14 protein-coding genes are annotated in these 13721 nt (G+C 66.3%); 8 read left to right on the forward strand and 6 right to left on the reverse strand.

The features are described from left to right. Window positions 1-105: 105 nt before the first annotated feature. The 7 genes from CRO50_RS13520 to tpiA all read left to right on the forward strand — a co-directional run bounded on the left by CRO50_RS13520 (window position 106) and on the right by tpiA (window position 4699). Complete coding sequence (locus tag CRO50_RS13520; RefSeq protein WP_097146451.1) at window positions 106-516, forward strand: MAPEG family protein; 411 nt, start codon at window positions 106-108, stop codon at window positions 514-516. Between the two features lie 66 nt (window positions 517-582). After that, window positions 583-945: an SUF system Fe-S cluster assembly protein gene (locus tag CRO50_RS13525; RefSeq protein WP_097146452.1), complete on the forward strand. Its 363-nt coding sequence runs from the start codon at window positions 583-585 to the stop codon at window positions 943-945. A gap of 234 nt (window positions 946-1179) precedes the next feature. Continuing rightward, window positions 1180-1818 carry a hypothetical protein gene (locus CRO50_RS13530; RefSeq protein ID WP_097146453.1) on the forward strand — a complete coding sequence of 213 codons (639 nt, stop codon included), beginning with the start codon at window positions 1180-1182 and terminating at the stop codon, window positions 1816-1818. Between the two features lie 263 nt (window positions 1819-2081). Next, entirely contained in the window at window positions 2082-2960 is an 879-nt protein-coding gene (locus CRO50_RS13535; RefSeq protein WP_097146454.1) for a LysR family transcriptional regulator, read from the forward strand. Between the two features lie 70 nt (window positions 2961-3030). Next, entirely contained in the window at window positions 3031-3381 is a 351-nt protein-coding gene (locus CRO50_RS13540; RefSeq protein WP_097146455.1) for a HesB/IscA family protein, read from the forward strand. Window positions 3382-3384: 3 nt separating this feature from the next. Next, complete coding sequence (locus tag CRO50_RS13545) at window positions 3385-3771, forward strand: TfoX/Sxy family protein (protein WP_097146456.1); 387 nt, start codon at window positions 3385-3387, stop codon at window positions 3769-3771. 178 nt (window positions 3772-3949) lie between these two features. Continuing rightward, window positions 3950-4699, forward strand: coding sequence for a triose-phosphate isomerase (tpiA, locus tag CRO50_RS13550; RefSeq protein ID WP_097146457.1), 750 nt, complete (start codon window positions 3950-3952; stop codon window positions 4697-4699). Window positions 4700-4968: 269 nt separating this feature from the next. Here the strand turns inward: tpiA and CRO50_RS13555 are convergent, their stop codons facing one another. From CRO50_RS13555 to CRO50_RS13575, 5 genes are all read right to left on the reverse strand, one after another. Continuing rightward, window positions 4969-6363 carry a TRAP transporter large permease gene (locus CRO50_RS13555; protein WP_097146458.1) on the reverse strand — a complete coding sequence of 465 codons (1395 nt, stop codon included), beginning with the start codon at window positions 6361-6363 and terminating at the stop codon, window positions 4969-4971. Window positions 6364-6366: 3 nt separating this feature from the next. Continuing rightward, window positions 6367-7035 carry a TRAP transporter small permease gene (locus tag CRO50_RS13560; RefSeq protein ID WP_097146459.1) on the reverse strand — a complete coding sequence of 223 codons (669 nt, stop codon included), beginning with the start codon at window positions 7033-7035 and terminating at the stop codon, window positions 6367-6369. A gap of 99 nt (window positions 7036-7134) precedes the next feature. Continuing rightward, window positions 7135-8136: a DctP family TRAP transporter solute-binding subunit gene (locus CRO50_RS13565; protein WP_097146460.1), complete on the reverse strand. Its 1002-nt coding sequence runs from the start codon at window positions 8134-8136 to the stop codon at window positions 7135-7137. 274 nt (window positions 8137-8410) lie between these two features. Then, a complete protein-coding gene (locus tag CRO50_RS13570; protein WP_097146461.1) occupies window positions 8411-9640 on the reverse strand; it encodes a sigma-54-dependent transcriptional regulator in 1230 nt (409 codons plus the stop codon). A 452-nt stretch (window positions 9641-10092) separates the two neighbouring features. After that, the gene (locus CRO50_RS13575; protein WP_097146462.1) at window positions 10093-11763 is read right to left on the reverse strand and encodes a sensor histidine kinase; all 1671 of its coding nucleotides are present in this window, start codon (window positions 11761-11763) and stop codon (window positions 10093-10095) included. A gap of 80 nt (window positions 11764-11843) precedes the next feature. On the opposite strand from CRO50_RS13575, the gene CRO50_RS13580 reads away from it, so the two are divergent. Further along, complete coding sequence (locus CRO50_RS13580; RefSeq protein ID WP_097146463.1) at window positions 11844-13028, forward strand: cytochrome P450; 1185 nt, start codon at window positions 11844-11846, stop codon at window positions 13026-13028. Between the two features lie 143 nt (window positions 13029-13171). On the opposite strand, the gene CRO50_RS13585 is transcribed toward CRO50_RS13580, so the two are convergent. Then, window positions 13172-13633, reverse strand: a complete 462-nt coding sequence (locus tag CRO50_RS13585; protein WP_097146464.1) for an Lrp/AsnC family transcriptional regulator — start codon at window positions 13631-13633, stop codon at window positions 13172-13174. Window positions 13634-13721: the final 88 nt, after the last annotated feature.

Consider the following 13721-nt stretch of genomic DNA (forward strand, 5'->3'; position numbering starts at 1 on the left):
TTTTGTTTTCTTCAGTTAGACGCATGGGATTTTATGTATGTTGACTGACATACATAAATCACCCTAGCCTCGCTGCGACAAGTCCTTTCTGCCAAGGAGATTCCCATGCCCCAGACCTTTACCCTCGCCGTGACCCCGCTCTATGCCGCCCTCATCGCCATCCTCATGGCCGTGCTCTCGACCGCCACCGCAGCGAAGCGCGGCAGCAGCGGGGTGGCCCTTGGCGACGGCGGAGATCCGGGCATGGCACTGGCCATCCGGCGTTTCGGAAATCTCTCTGAATACGCGGCGATGGCGGTTCTGATGCTGCTGCTGATGGAGCTCTCGGGCATCGCCGCCCGGTGGCTGCACAGCTACGGGATCGCTCTGGTCCTGCTGCGGCTGCTGCACCCGGTGATCCTCTTCGACACCATGGCCGTCCCCGCCTGGAAGAAGGCCGGACGCATCGTTACCGGCGCCGGGACCGCCCTGCTTCTGCTCGTCTCGGGAATAGCCCTGCTGATGCGCGCGCTTTGACCTGCCTGCTATGGACGTTGCGCCGCCCATTCCCTATATAATCCGTCAGAAACAGACGGAGCCGACATGTCAGAGCAAACCGAGCCCCTCGAAGGCACCCCGCTGATCGCGCCCTCCTCCACCGGCCATCCGCTCTACGACAACGTCGTCGAGGCCTGCCGCACGGTCTACGACCCGGAAATCCCGGTGAACATCTACGACCTGGGCCTGATCTACACGATCGACATCAGCGCCGAGAACGAGGTCAAGGTGGTGATGACCCTGACCGCCCCCGGCTGCCCCGTGGCCGGCGACATGCCCGGCTGGGTCGCCGAGGCGATCGAGCCGCTGGACGGCGTGAAGCAGGTCGACGTAGATCTGACCTGGGAGCCCCAGTGGGGCATGGACATGATGAGCGACGAGGCCCGGCTGGAGCTGGGCTTCATGTAAGCCCCCAAGGCCGGTCGCAGGGCAGTCCCAAGGGCCGCCGCAACCGCTCGAAATCATCGAAAACAGCAAGGCGCGGCCCCTAGATCTGGGCCGCGCCTTTCTGATTCCCCTACCTGTGGTGGAAGCGCCACAGATTTCGTGCGGAAGCATTCACGCTTCCCAGACCCGTGTAAACAGGTTAACCTTTCCCAAAAAACACAGGCAGCAATAATAAATAGGGCAAGGTAGAGCAGCATGACCCAACACGTCACTATTCTGTCCGGCGACATTGTCGCCGGCAAGGCAACAAGCGCGTCCGATCTGGATGAATGTTTCGATGGCCTGGCGCAGGCCGCCGAGATGATCCAGGGCTGGCAGAACGCGCCAGTGGCCTTCACCCGGCTGGGTGACACCAGCTGGCAGCTGGTTCTCGCACCGGCGCGTCCGGGTCTGCGCGAGGCACTGACCCTGCGCGCCGGGCTGCGCCAGAAGGGCCGCCAGTTCGATACCGCCATCGCCATGGTCTCGGGCAATGGCCTGATCCCGGCCGATGGCGACCTGGGCCGCGCCGAAGGGCTGGTCTTCCTGACCTCGCTCGGCATCCTCGACAGCCTCAAGGGCGCTCGCTTCGGCCATGGCGACGGCTCGGAGCTGGCCGCCGTTGCGCGGCTCGTGGACCATGTCTCGGCCCGCTGGACCGCCGCACAGGCCAAGGCAGTACTGCCGATGATGGCCCCCGATGCGCCCACCCACTCCACGGTGGCCGAAAGCCTGGGCATCACTCGCCAGGCCGTGCGCCAGGCGCTCATGGGCGCGGGCTACCCGGCGCTGTCCGAAGCCCTGACCGAGGTCGAGGCCACGCCGCAACCGCAACGCTTCGGCGCCGTCGCCTGAGACCCGCCTGCGATCACGTTTGAAGGGGCGCCCTGCCGGGCGCCCCTTTCGCTTTTGCGCCCTCCAAGGAGCCCCGCGCACCAGCGCCGAAGCCGGTGGAAGGTCAGGCATTGCAGCGCATAGTATTCCTCTTCGCTCAGGTCGGGCCGCCGGGGCGGCTGGATCAATGGCATCATCTCGGCCCCTTTCCTTTTCACTGATGCAACACTATCCTTTGAGAACCGCCCCATTCTGCAGCAATTAGCGCAAGAGGTGTTTCATCCATGAAAGATGTCAGCTGGGACGACCTGCATCTCTTCCTGCGTGTCGCCGAAGCAGGCGGCCTCAGCGGGGCCGCCCGTCGCACGGGAATAAGCGCCGCCACCCTGGGTCGCCGCATGCTGGGGCTGGAGCAGCAAACCGGGCAGCCGCTCTTTCACCGCGCCCAGACCGGCTACCGGCTGACGCCCTCGGGCGAGGCGCTGCTGAAGCGGGTCCGCGCCATGCAGGCGGCGGCAGAACCCGTGGCCCAGCTCTTCTCCGAAGACCACCCCCTGCTGCGCCTCTCGGCTGGCACTGCCACGGCCTTCTTCCTGGCGGACCGCTACGCCGAGATCTGCCGCCCCGGCGATCCCTACCGGCTGCATTTCGTCACCACCGAGGCGACGCTGGACATCGCGCACCGAGAGATCGACATCGGGATACGCAACCGGGCGCCGGACAGCGGCAACCTGGCCTCGCGGCCCCTGGGCCAGCTGCGCTTTGCCCCCTACCGCTGCCACGCCATGCCGGGCACCGGCGCGCTGACCTGGGTCGGCATGGACCCCGAGCACGCCCGCCACCCCGCCGCCCTCTGGCTGCACCGGCAGGACCACAGCATCGCCGCCTATGCCAATTCCGTCGCCACCCTGCACGAGCTGGTGCGCGCCGGCGCCGGCATCGGTGTCATGCCCTGCATGGTCGGCGACCGAGACCCGGCCCTGACCCGCGCCGGGCCGCTCATCGAGGATCTGGACGAGACGCAGCACCTGGTCTTTCACGCCGACGACCGCCACCGGCCGGAGCTGCGCCGGCTGATAAACCGGATCGTCACGCTCTACCGCGACAACGAGGATCTACTGGCCGGGCGACGCCCGATGCGCGGCGAAGCACAGCCGTCATGACGCCACCGCAGAGCCGGGCACCTTGGAATCGCCCCTGTTGCGGATTACATTCGGCTCAAAGGAGTCACCCATGTTCAGCATTCCCGGCAAACAGGCGGTTACAATCACCCCGCGCGCCTCGGCACAGATCGTCAAGCTGATGCAGAAGGACGGCCACCAGGGCCTCCGGATCGGCGTCAAGAAGGGCGGCTGCGCGGGCATGGAATACACCATGGACTACGTCGACAGCGTCGACCCGATGGACGAGGTCGTCGAACAGGACGGCGCGCGCGTGATGATCGCGCCCATGGCGCAGATGTTCCTCTTCGGCACCGAGATCGACTACGAGACCTCGCTGCTGGAATCCGGCTTCAAGTTCAACAATCCCAACGTGACCGAGGCCTGCGGCTGCGGCGAGTCGATCAAGTTCGCGGAGATGTGATCCTTGGCGGTAGATCCTGACTTCCTCGAGCACGTTCAGGATCTCTTCTCCGGCATGGGGCCGCTGCGCATGGGCCGGATGTTCTCGGGCGCGGCTATCTACGCCGACGAGGATGCGATGTTCGCCATGGTCTCGGCCAGCGGCCAGATCTACATGAAATCCGACGACAGCACCGAGGCCGCCTACCTCGCGGCCGGGTCCGAGTTCTTCACCTATGAGCGCAAAGAAGGCAGCCGCGAGGTGCGCAGCCTCATGACCCTGCCCGAGAGCGCCCTGGACGACCCCGAAGAGGCGCTCCACTGGGCCCGGCTGTCGCTGCCCCCCGCCCAGGCCGCCGCCGCCGAGAAGCGCCGCGCCAAGGCGCGCAAGCAGGCCCGCGCCACGCGCTGACCCGCCCCCGGACCGTCGTGACGGTAATTGAGCCCATGTGGGCGCTACCATTCGCTTGACCTTGCCCCGCCATCGGCAAGAATGCCCCCAAGGACGGGGCCGGTTCCTCTGGACCGCCGGGCACTCTGGCGCTAAGCCCCAGAAAAACCGGGAAAACACCCCTGAGAGGGAGAGCGGAATGCGCAGGAAACTTGCGGCAGGCAATTGGAAGATGAACGGTCTGCGGGCCTCGCTGAAGGAGCTGGAAAAGCTCAAGGCAGCGCACCCGGACCCGGCCTGCGATATCCTGATCTGCCCCCCCGCCACCCTGCTCGCCCCCGCGGTGGACATGTGCTGGTCGACACCGGTGCAGATCGGCGGCCAGACCTGTCACCACAAGCTGGCCGGACCGCACACCGGCGATATCTCGGCCGAGATGCTGAAGGACGTGGGCGCCAGCGCGGTGATCCTCGGCCATTCGGAACGCCGCGCCGATCACCGCGAGACCTCGGAAGACGTGCGCATGCTGGCGCAATCGGCGCAGGAAGTGGGGCTGACCACGATCATCTGCGTCGGCGAGAGCCTGTTCCAGCGCGAGGCCACCAATACGCTCGACATCATCGGCGGGCAGCTTTCGCTGTCGATCCCCGACACCTCGAACGGCGAGAACCTGGTCGTGGCCTACGAGCCCGTCTGGGCCATCGGCACCGGCCAGGTGCCCACCACCAACCAGATCGGCGAAGTGCATGACTTCATGCGCGACCGGCTGGAGGCGCGCTTCGGCTATGGCGTCGGCAAATCGGTGCGCCTGCTCTACGGCGGCTCGGTCAAGGCCGCCAATGCCGACGAGATCTTCGCCATCTCCAATGTCGACGGCGCGCTGGTCGGTGGCGCCTCGCTGAAGGCGGCCGATTTCACCCCGATCATCTCGGCGCTGGAAAAGGCCTGAGGCAGGGGGCTCCGCCCCCGCCGGCTGCGCCGCCTCCCCCGGAGTATTTCCAGCCTGGTGATGAAACAGGTTGGGGCATCCTGGCGACCTACCTTTGCAATGGAGAGGGTGCACGCTCCGTCTTGCTGACGTAGGCCGCCCGGACAGGCACCGTCCCGCATCATCACCAGGCTGAAAATACTCCCGCCGGAGGCATCCGAGTGTACGGAAAGAGAAACGGCGCCCCCTTTCGAGAGCGCCGCATCCACACAACATCTTACCCCTGAAGCCTAGTTTATCACGATCTCGGGCCCCATGACCGCATTCGGCAGAAGGGTCGAGATGGCTGGCACATAGGTGACCAGGATCAGGAAGACGAAGAGCACCGCCAGGAAGGGGGCTGCCGCCTTCACCACCCGCATCATCGGCATGCCGGCAACGCCCGAGGTGACAAAGAGGTTGAGGCCAACGGGCGGGGTGATCATGCCGATCTCCATGTTGACCACCATGATGATGCCCAGGTGGATCGGATCGACGCCCAGCTCGATGGCGATCGGGAAGACCAGCGGCGCGACGATGACCAGCAGGCCCGAGGGCTCCATGAACTGGCCGCCGATCAGCAGGATGACGTTGACCACCACCAGGAACATGACCTTGCCGAAGCCGGCAGAGAGCATGGCCTCGGCCACCTTCTGGGGGATCTGCTCATCGGTCAGCACATGCTTCAGGATCAGCGCATTGGCGATGACGAACATCAGCGTGATGGTCAGCTTGCCCGCCTCGAAGAGCGTGTGGCGGGTGTCGCGGTGGAACCAGGCGGTGACCAGGGCGGCAGGCTTCTGCAGCAGCGAGAGATTGCGTCCCTCGCCGTCCGTCTTCAAGGGCCCCATGTCGCGGTAGATGAAGGTCGCCGCGATGAAGGCATAGACAGAGGCGACGGCCGCGGCTTCGGTGGGCGTGAAGATGGCGCCGGTGACACCGGGAATGCCGTAGATGCCGACCATGATGATGACGATCAGCATCAGGCCCCAGAAGGCATCCCTGAAGCTGGACCAGACCTCGCCCATGCCGACGAACTTGCCCTTCGGCATGTTGCGCACCTTGGCCATGATCCAGATCGCGATCATCAGCATCAGGCCCGCCATGATGCCGGGAATGACCCCGGCCAGGAACATCCGCCCGACCGAGACATCGGTGGCGGTGGCATAGACCACCATGACGATCGACGGCGGGATCAGGATGCCCAGCGTACCGGCGTTGCAGATGACGCCTGCCGCGAAGTCCTTGGTGTAGCCCGCCTGGGTCATCGCCCCGATGACGATGGAGCCGATGGCGACCACGGTCGCGGGCGAGCTGCCCGAGAGCGCCGCGAAGATCATGCAGGCGAAGACACCGGCGATGGCGAGGCCGCCCTGCAGGTGGCCGACACAGGCGATGGAGAAGCGGATGATCCGTTTCGCCACCCCGCCCGTCGACATGAAACTCGACGCCAGGATGAAGAAGGGGATCGCCAGCAGGGTGAAGTGGCCGACGAAAGCCTGCATCAGCGTCTGGGCAATCGAAGCCAGCGAGGTATCGCTGTAGAACAGCAGGAACAGCACCGAGCTCATGCCCAGCGAAACCGCGATCGGCACGCCGATCAGCATCAGGCCCACGACGAGGCCGAAGAGAATTGCAACTTCCATGGATCAGTTCTCCCCGCGCAGTTCGCGGACTTCCGCAAGTTCATCCTCGACCTCGTGGCTGGCCACGATGCGGTCGATCTCTCCGCGCCAGATCCGCACCGCGACCTGGGCAAAGCGGAACAGCAGAAGCGCCATCGAGAAGGGCAGCACGGCATAGGGGATGAAGCGGGGCAGTTTCTCGTATTCATCCCCGTCGTTCATCGCCCCTTCCAGGAAGCGCAGCCACTCGGGGATCGGGATGTCATTGACCTCGTACCAGGCCTTGGCGCGGAAGTTCTCCTCGAAGCCCAGCGGGAACCAGCGGCCCTCGGTCTGCGGCAGGTTGGCGAAATTGGCCCAGTAGTCCCAGGCGCCCTTCAGCAGCAGCGCCGCGAAAGCCAGGCAGACGGCGATGGAGACCAACGCCAGCACCCGGCGCACCGGGGGCGAGCAGATGTCGACCACCGCGTCGACGCCCAGGTGAGCGTTCTTCTTAACCGCGTAGGAGGCGCCCAGCAGGACCAGCCAGCCGAACAGGAAGACCGTGGCTTCCAGCCCCCAGAGAATGTTGGAATTGAAGGCGTAGCGCGCCACCACATTGGCAAAGGTGATGAGCGTCATGACGCCGAGAATGATCGCGATGAGGTTTTCCTCGATCCGATCAATGACACTTTCCCCAGGCTGAGGATGCATGGTCAGTCCCCTTGTATTGCTTGTTGCCGCGCGATGCCGCGGATCAGCGGGGGCGCGAGCCTTCCGGTCGCGCCCCCACCCCGTCGCCGAAGGGACGGATCAGTACATGGCGTTGATGGACTGCGCCGCGTCGATGTTGTCCTGGCCCACGTCGTCGGTGAACTGCTCCCAGACCGGCTTCATCGCGGTCACCCAGGCGTCACGCTGCTCGGGCGTCAGCTCGCGGATGGTGCCGCCGGCGTCCAGCACACCCTGGCGGGCGGCCGCGTCGACCTCGGCGATGGCCGCGTTACGCTCTGCGGTGACTTCCGCGAGGATGGTCAGGAACTGCTCGCGCACATCGTCGTCCAGGCTGTCCAGCCAGTCGACCGAGGCCACGACCATGTAGTCGAGCAGGCCGTGGTTGGTCTCGGTGATGCCGTCCTGCACTTCGTAGTACTTCTGGCCCAGCACGTTGGACCAGGTGTTCTCCTGGCCGTCGACCACGCCCTGCTGCAGCGCGCCGTAGACTTCCGAGAAGGCCATCTTCTGCGGCGAGGCACCGATGGCCTCCATCTGGGCAACCAGCACGTCGGAGGGCTGGACGCGGAACTTCAGGCCCTCGGCATCGGTGGGCAGGATCAGCGGCTTGTTGGCCGAGAACTGCTTCAGGCCGTTGTGCCAGAAGGCCAGGCCGGACAGGCCGCGCTTCTCCATCGAGGACATCATGTCCTGGCCGTTTTCCGAGCTCTGGAAGGCTTCGACGGCTTCCATGTTCTTGAACATGAAGGGCAGGTCGAAGATGCGGAAGACCTTGGTGAAGGTCTCGAACTTGGACAGCGAGGGGGCGCCCAGCTGGACGTCGCCCTGCAGCATGGCTTCCAGCAGCTTGTCGTCGTCATAGAGGGTCGAGTTCGGATAGACCTCCATGCAGGCGGTGCCGTCCATCTCTTCGTTGACGCGGGTCTTCAGCAGCTCGGCCGCAATGCCCTTGGGGTGCTTGTCGGTGTTGGTGACATGGCTGAACTTGATCACCATCTCGCCGTCATCACAGGCAGCGGATGCGGCGGAAGCGGTCACGGCCAGGGCCAGCGCGGTGGCGGCGGTGGTCAGGAATTTCATCTGGGTCTCCTCCCGAAAATCTGGTCAATCGGGGGCGCGCCCCGATGAGGAGAGAGTCCGCATTGGGTAAAAACGGCTCAAGAAAATCTCTCGCCGCATGTGCAGCATGGTAAAAATAAGCTATATTTCAGATACTTAATCTGATTGTCGCCGGCATGAAATTTGGTGAGGCGCGCCACATGTGCGGATTTCCGCACGCGCGCCACCTTGGTATGTGCGGATTTCCGCACAGGCGCGCGGCGCGGAGAGTCGAGCCCGGCGCGGCCTTTCGGCCCTAGCGAAACTCCTCGGGCTTCAGCCCATGTTTCGCCAGCTTGTCGTAAAAGGTCTTGCGCGGCAGCTTCAGACCTTCCGCGGCGGCCCCTGCCCGGCCCTCGTGGCGGCGCAGCGCGGCGGCGAGCAGGCTCTTCTCGATCTGCCCCATCTGCTCGACGAGCCCCAGGTCGCTGGGTTCCTCCGCCTCGTCACGCCCGCCCGAGAGCACGAAGCGCATGGCCGCGGACATCAGCGCCCGCGCATTGCCCGGCCAGTCCCGCGCCATCAGCCCCGCCACAACCTCGGGAGAGACCTCGGGCGCCGAAAGCCCGGCCTGTTCGGCAGCCTGGGCGACATATTGGCGGAACATCACCGGGATATCCTCGGGGCGCTCCTTCAGCGCCGGGATATGCACGCGCATCACGTCGAGCCGGTAGAAGAGATCATGATTGAAGCGCCCCGCCGCCACGGCCTCGTCCAGCAGACGCGCCGAGCCGGCGATGAGACGAGCCCCCGGCCGGCCCTCCAGCCGCTCGGCCAGGGCGAACTGGGTGTCTCCGGGCAGCTGGCTAATCTCGTCGAGATAGAGCGAGCCGCCAAGCGCCTCCTGGAAGGCGTTCTCGAGCCCCGCCACGGCGAGACCGGCCGAGGCCCGCTTGACGAAGGGCCGCTGCGCCTGGCGCGAGCTGAGGTGGATGACCTCGGCCACCTTCGATATCCCCGCCCCCGGCGCGCCGGTGACCAGCACCTCGGCCCCGGTAGCGGCCACCTGCCGGACCTGCCGGCGCAGCGCCTGGCTCTGCTCGGAGCGGCCGAAGATCATCCGCGCCGCAGGGTCGCCGCTTTCCAGCTGCGCCTTCAGGCGGCGGTTCTCCAGCACCAGGGCACGGGTCTTGAGCGCCCGCTCCAGGACCGGCAGAAGCTCGGAGCTGGCGCAGGGCTTTTCCAGGAAACCGAAAGCACCGCGTTTCATGGCATCGACGGCCATGGGGATATCCCCCTCGCCGGTGAGCAGGATCACCGGCAGCTCGGGATCGGCCTTCAGCGTGTGGTCCAGCAGGAAGAAGCCGTCGCGGCCAGGCATGCGGATATCCGACAGCACCACGCCCTCGAAGCCAGCCCCGATGTGATCCTTGGCCTCGATGAAGGAGCCCGCCACCAGCGGCTCGAGGTCCGCCAGCTCGAGCGTCTGGGCCAGCGCCTCGCGCACCGCTGCATCGTCATCGACCAGAAGGACCCGTGACACCATTCCTGCCTCACTCATCATGGCTTTTCCTCCCCAGCTGCAATCCTATCGCGGCGTGACGCGCTTGGCGAGCGTGGCAAGCGCGGGGGCCAGCCCCCGCACCCCCGGAGTATTTTCAGCCTGGTGATGCAGCCGGGACAGAGCCCGAAATGGCTCCCTCCTTTCATCACTGGGAGCGTGCAAGCTCTCAAACCTAAAGTAGGCCGCCTCGATGTCACGACCTGTTCCATCACCAGGCTGAAAATACTCCGGGGGAGTCGCGCAGCGACGGGGGCGGAGCCCCCTCCTTCCTTCCAATTGTCGCCATCCGGCGACGGGGGCAGAGCCCCCTCCTTCCTTCCAATTGTCGCCATCCGGCGACGGGGGCAGAGCCCCCTCCTTCCTTCCAATTGTCGCCATCCGACGACGGGGGCAGAGCCCCTTCCTTCTACTCTTTGTCACCCGGCGAAGCACGCCTATCCATCCACCCCGTCCAGCTCGACGGTGAATTCCGCCCCGCCGGCCGGCAGGTTGCGGCCCCGGATGGCGCCGCCAAAGCTCTGTACCAGGCCGTAGGAGATCGACAGGCCAAGCCCCATGCCCTCCGAGGCCCCGACCTCCTTCGTCGAGTAGAAGGGATCGAAGATCTTCTCGGGGCTCTCGATGCCGGGGCCGCTATCGGCGACGCGGATTTGCGGCCGAGCACCGGGCAGAAGGCTGATGCGCAGGCGCTTGTCTTCGGTCTCGCCCATGGCGTCCACGGCATTGGTGATCAGGTTCACCAGCACCTGCGCCAGCCGCACCTCGCCCCCCATGGCGCGCACCTGCCCGGCGGGGCGGTCGATCTGCAGCGCGACCCCCTCCTTGGCGATCCGCGCCTCGGTCATTTCCAGCGCCGTATCCAGCACCTGGCCCAGCTCGATGCGGCGCGCGGGCTCGGCCTCCTGCCGGGCGAAGGCGCGCAGGTTGCGGATGATCCGCCCCATGCGTCCCGCCAGCTCGGCGATCCGCGACAGGTTTGCCGCCGCGCGCTCCGGCTTGTCCTTCTCGAGAAAGAGCGTCCCGTTCTCGGCGAACTGCCGGATTGCCATCAGCGGCTGGTTCAGCTCGTGGCTGAGCCCCGCCGACATCTGCCCGAGCGCCGAGAGCTTGCCCGCCTGTACCAGCTCGTCCTGGGCCCGCTTCAGCTCGGCCGTGCGGGCCTCGACGCGCTGTTCCAGTCGCGCATTGACCGCAGAGAGCGCCCGGCGGCGATCCCAGAGGACGACCAGCACCGCACCCAGCGTCAGCAGCACCAGCGCCACCACCGCGGCCTGCAGCATCGCCAGCCGCCGCCCCGGCGCAAGGTCGATCAGCGCCTCGGCGCGCATGCCCACCTGCGGCAGATCCCGCGAAAGGTGCAGGGCGCGGCGCGGCAGGTAGGGCCCCCAGTCGATGCGCCAGAGATCGAAGCCCGCCACCTGCCTGCGGCTCAGCGGCGGCACGCCGTCCTGCGGCACCAGCGCCAGGTTCTCGCTCTGCCAGCCGAGGATCTCGGAGCGGTTCGAGATATAGACCTCGCCCGCCGCGTCGGTGAAGAAGACCGCCGGACGGTCGCCGCGCCATTCCTGTTCAAGGAGCTCGACGTTGACCGACAGCAGCAGGATGCCCTCGACCCCGCCGCCCTCGCGGAAGCGGGGCGCGGCAAAGACATAGGCGCGTTGCGGCGTCTCGCCGGGACGCGCCACCAACCCGTGGCCGGTGCCGAGCGCCCCGGCGCGGGCCCGTGCGATGGCACGCTGGACGTAGTCGGGGAACTTGCCCTCGACCGGCCGGGCGGCGGCCAGGATGCGCCCCTCGGGGGTGACATAGGCCATGTTCAGCACCCCGGTGCGGTCGATGGCCCAGAGCAGCAGGGCCTCGGCCTCGCTGCGCCCGCTGGAGCCGTAGCGCACGGCACCCAGCGAGGGATGTTCGATCAGCAGCACGGCAAGGTCCTGGTAGCGCTGGAGCTGGCCGGTCAGCCGGTCGGCGGCAAGCTGCAGGTCCGATGCCCCGCGCTGCGCCAGCGCGCGCAGGGACTGGCGGTAGCCCACCTGGAACACCGCCACGGACAGCACGCCCACCAGCGTCGCCAGGATGGCCAGGATCGTTCCCAGACGTGACATAGCGTAACCTCCCGTCGCCCTGACGCCCCCGCAGGCGCGCGGCCTCTTGTCTTGCGTCCCTGCAAGAGCCAATAGAGGCCATGGCCAAGTTGACGCAATCCCCCACCGACCCCGCCTTCGTGCAGAACCCCTACCCCTTCTACGCGGCCGCCCGCGCAGAAGGCGCCCTGCATGACTGGCTCGACTACGAAATGCCCTGTGCCTTCACCTACGAGCTGGTGAATGCCCTGCTGCGCGACCGCCGCTTCGGCCGCCAGTGCCCCCCCGAGCTCGCCCCCGAGATCCCGGCCCACCAACGCCCCTTCTACGATATCGAGGACCACTCGATGCTGGAACTGGATGGCGATGTGCACCGCCGGCTGCGCGGCCTCGTGCTGCGCGCCTTCACCTCGCGCCGCATCAAGTCGCTGGCGCCCGAGATCGAGGCAATCTGCCACGAGCTGATCGACGCCTTCCCCGCCGAGGGCGACTTCGACCTGCTGCCCGCCTATGCGACGCAGATCCCGGTGATCGTCATTTGCCGCCTGCTTGGCGTGCCCGAGGAGATGGGCCCGCAGCTGCTGACCTGGTCCAATGCCATGGTCGGCATGTACCAGGCGCGCCGCGACCGCGCGATGGAAGACGCCGCCGCCCAGGCCGCCGCCGATTTCGCCGCCTATATCCGCTCCTACGCCGAAGAGCGCCGCAAGACGCCCGCCGATGACCTGATCTCGGAACTTCTGGCGGCCGAGGAAGAGGGCACGCGGCTTTCCACCGAAGAGCTGGTGACCACCTGCATCCTGCTGCTCAACGCCGGCCACGAGGCGACGGTGCACACCATGGGCAACGGCGTGGTGGCGCTGCTGGAACATGGCGGGGCCCCCGCCTGGGTCACGCCCGAGCGCATCGACGGCACCGTCGAGGAGATCCTGCGCCATGACCCGCCGCTGCACATGTTCACCCGCTACGCCCATGAGCCCTGTGAAATCGCGGGCCGCCGGTTCGAGCGTGGCGACAAGATCGCGCTTCTGCTGGGGGCGGCCAACCGCGACCCGGAGGTCTGGGACGACCCCGAGACCTTCAACCCGGCGCGCGAGATCCGCACCAACGCGGCCTTCGGCGCAGGGGCCCACTTCTGCATCGGCGCGCCGCTGGCGCGGCTGGAGCTGCAGATCGCCCTGCCGATCCTTCTGGAGCGTTGCCCCGAGCTGGCGCTGGCAGAGACGCCGCAATATGCGGATCTCTTCCATTTCCACGGGTTGGAAAAGCTGATGGTGACCCGCTGAGGGGGCTCTGCCCCCATCTCCTTCGGAGAGTCCCCCGCAGTATTTTCAGCCGTCGGATAGAGCAAGAGATCCTTCTGTCTATCCGACGGCCCCAAATACTGCCGCCGGAGGCTTCGCCCCTGTCAGGGGGCGAAATCGCCCGCTCAGAGTGGCAGGGCGGTGGTCGACTTGATCTCTTCCATCGACAGCAGCGCGGTGACGTTGTGCACCTTCACCTCTGAGATCAGCGCCTGGTAGAAGGCGTCATAGGCGCGGGCGTTCCGGACGCGGACCTTCAGGATATAGTCGATATCGCCCGCCAGGCGGTGCGCCTCCTGCACCTCGGGGCGGTCCTTCAGGGCTTTTAGGAAGGCGGCCTGCCAGTCGGCCTCATGTTCGCTGGTGCGGATGAGGACGAAGAAACAGGCATCGAAACCAAGGGCTTCGGCGTCCAGCACCGCCACCTGGGGGCCGATCACACCGGCCTCGCGCATCTTGCGGATACGGTTCCACACCGGGGTCTTGGAAGAGCCCACCTTGCGCGCGATGTCATCCAGCGACTGCGCCGCGTCCTGCTGCAATTGCGAAAGGATTTTCCGGTCGGTCTCGTCAAGGCGGACAGCCATTCGCTCTTTTCCCGTAACTGTGGAACGCGGACCACCAGAGGGCGGCAAACCGGAACCGTTTTTCTTATTTCCGCAGCCCCATGGCGCT

Source organism: Pseudooceanicola antarcticus (assembly GCF_900215355.1).
GTDB classification, from domain to species: Bacteria; Pseudomonadota; Alphaproteobacteria; order Rhodobacterales; family Rhodobacteraceae; genus Pseudooceanicola; species Pseudooceanicola antarcticus.

What these genes read in the sequence shown, in the direction of transcription:
- CRO50_RS13585 (WP_097146464.1), bottom strand. Translation starts at nt 13,633, where the DNA reads ATGGCTGTCCGCCTTGACGAGACCGACCGGAAAATCCTTTCGCAATTG.
- CRO50_RS13525 (WP_097146452.1), top strand. Translation starts at nt 583, where the DNA reads ATGTCAGAGCAAACCGAGCCCCTCGAAGGCACCCCGCTGATCGCGCCC.
- CRO50_RS13565 (WP_097146460.1), bottom strand. Translation starts at nt 8,136, where the DNA reads ATGAAATTCCTGACCACCGCCGCCACCGCGCTGGCCCTGGCCGTGACC.
- CRO50_RS13560 (WP_097146459.1), bottom strand. Translation starts at nt 7,035, where the DNA reads ATGCATCCTCAGCCTGGGGAAAGTGTCATTGATCGGATCGAGGAAAAC.
- CRO50_RS13575 (WP_097146462.1), bottom strand. Translation starts at nt 11,763, where the DNA reads ATGTCACGTCTGGGAACGATCCTGGCCATCCTGGCGACGCTGGTGGGC.
- CRO50_RS13540 (WP_097146455.1), top strand. Translation starts at nt 3,031, where the DNA reads ATGTTCAGCATTCCCGGCAAACAGGCGGTTACAATCACCCCGCGCGCC.
- CRO50_RS13570 (WP_097146461.1), bottom strand. Translation starts at nt 9,640, where the DNA reads ATGGTGTCACGGGTCCTTCTGGTCGATGACGATGCAGCGGTGCGCGAG.
- CRO50_RS13580 (WP_097146463.1), top strand. Translation starts at nt 11,844, where the DNA reads ATGGCCAAGTTGACGCAATCCCCCACCGACCCCGCCTTCGTGCAGAAC.
- tpiA (WP_097146457.1), top strand. Translation starts at nt 3,950, where the DNA reads ATGCGCAGGAAACTTGCGGCAGGCAATTGGAAGATGAACGGTCTGCGG.
- CRO50_RS13555 (WP_097146458.1), bottom strand. Translation starts at nt 6,363, where the DNA reads ATGGAAGTTGCAATTCTCTTCGGCCTCGTCGTGGGCCTGATGCTGATC.
- CRO50_RS13535 (WP_097146454.1), top strand. Translation starts at nt 2,082, where the DNA reads ATGAAAGATGTCAGCTGGGACGACCTGCATCTCTTCCTGCGTGTCGCC.
- CRO50_RS13520 (WP_097146451.1), top strand. Translation starts at nt 106, where the DNA reads ATGCCCCAGACCTTTACCCTCGCCGTGACCCCGCTCTATGCCGCCCTC.
- CRO50_RS13530 (WP_097146453.1), top strand. Translation starts at nt 1,180, where the DNA reads ATGACCCAACACGTCACTATTCTGTCCGGCGACATTGTCGCCGGCAAG.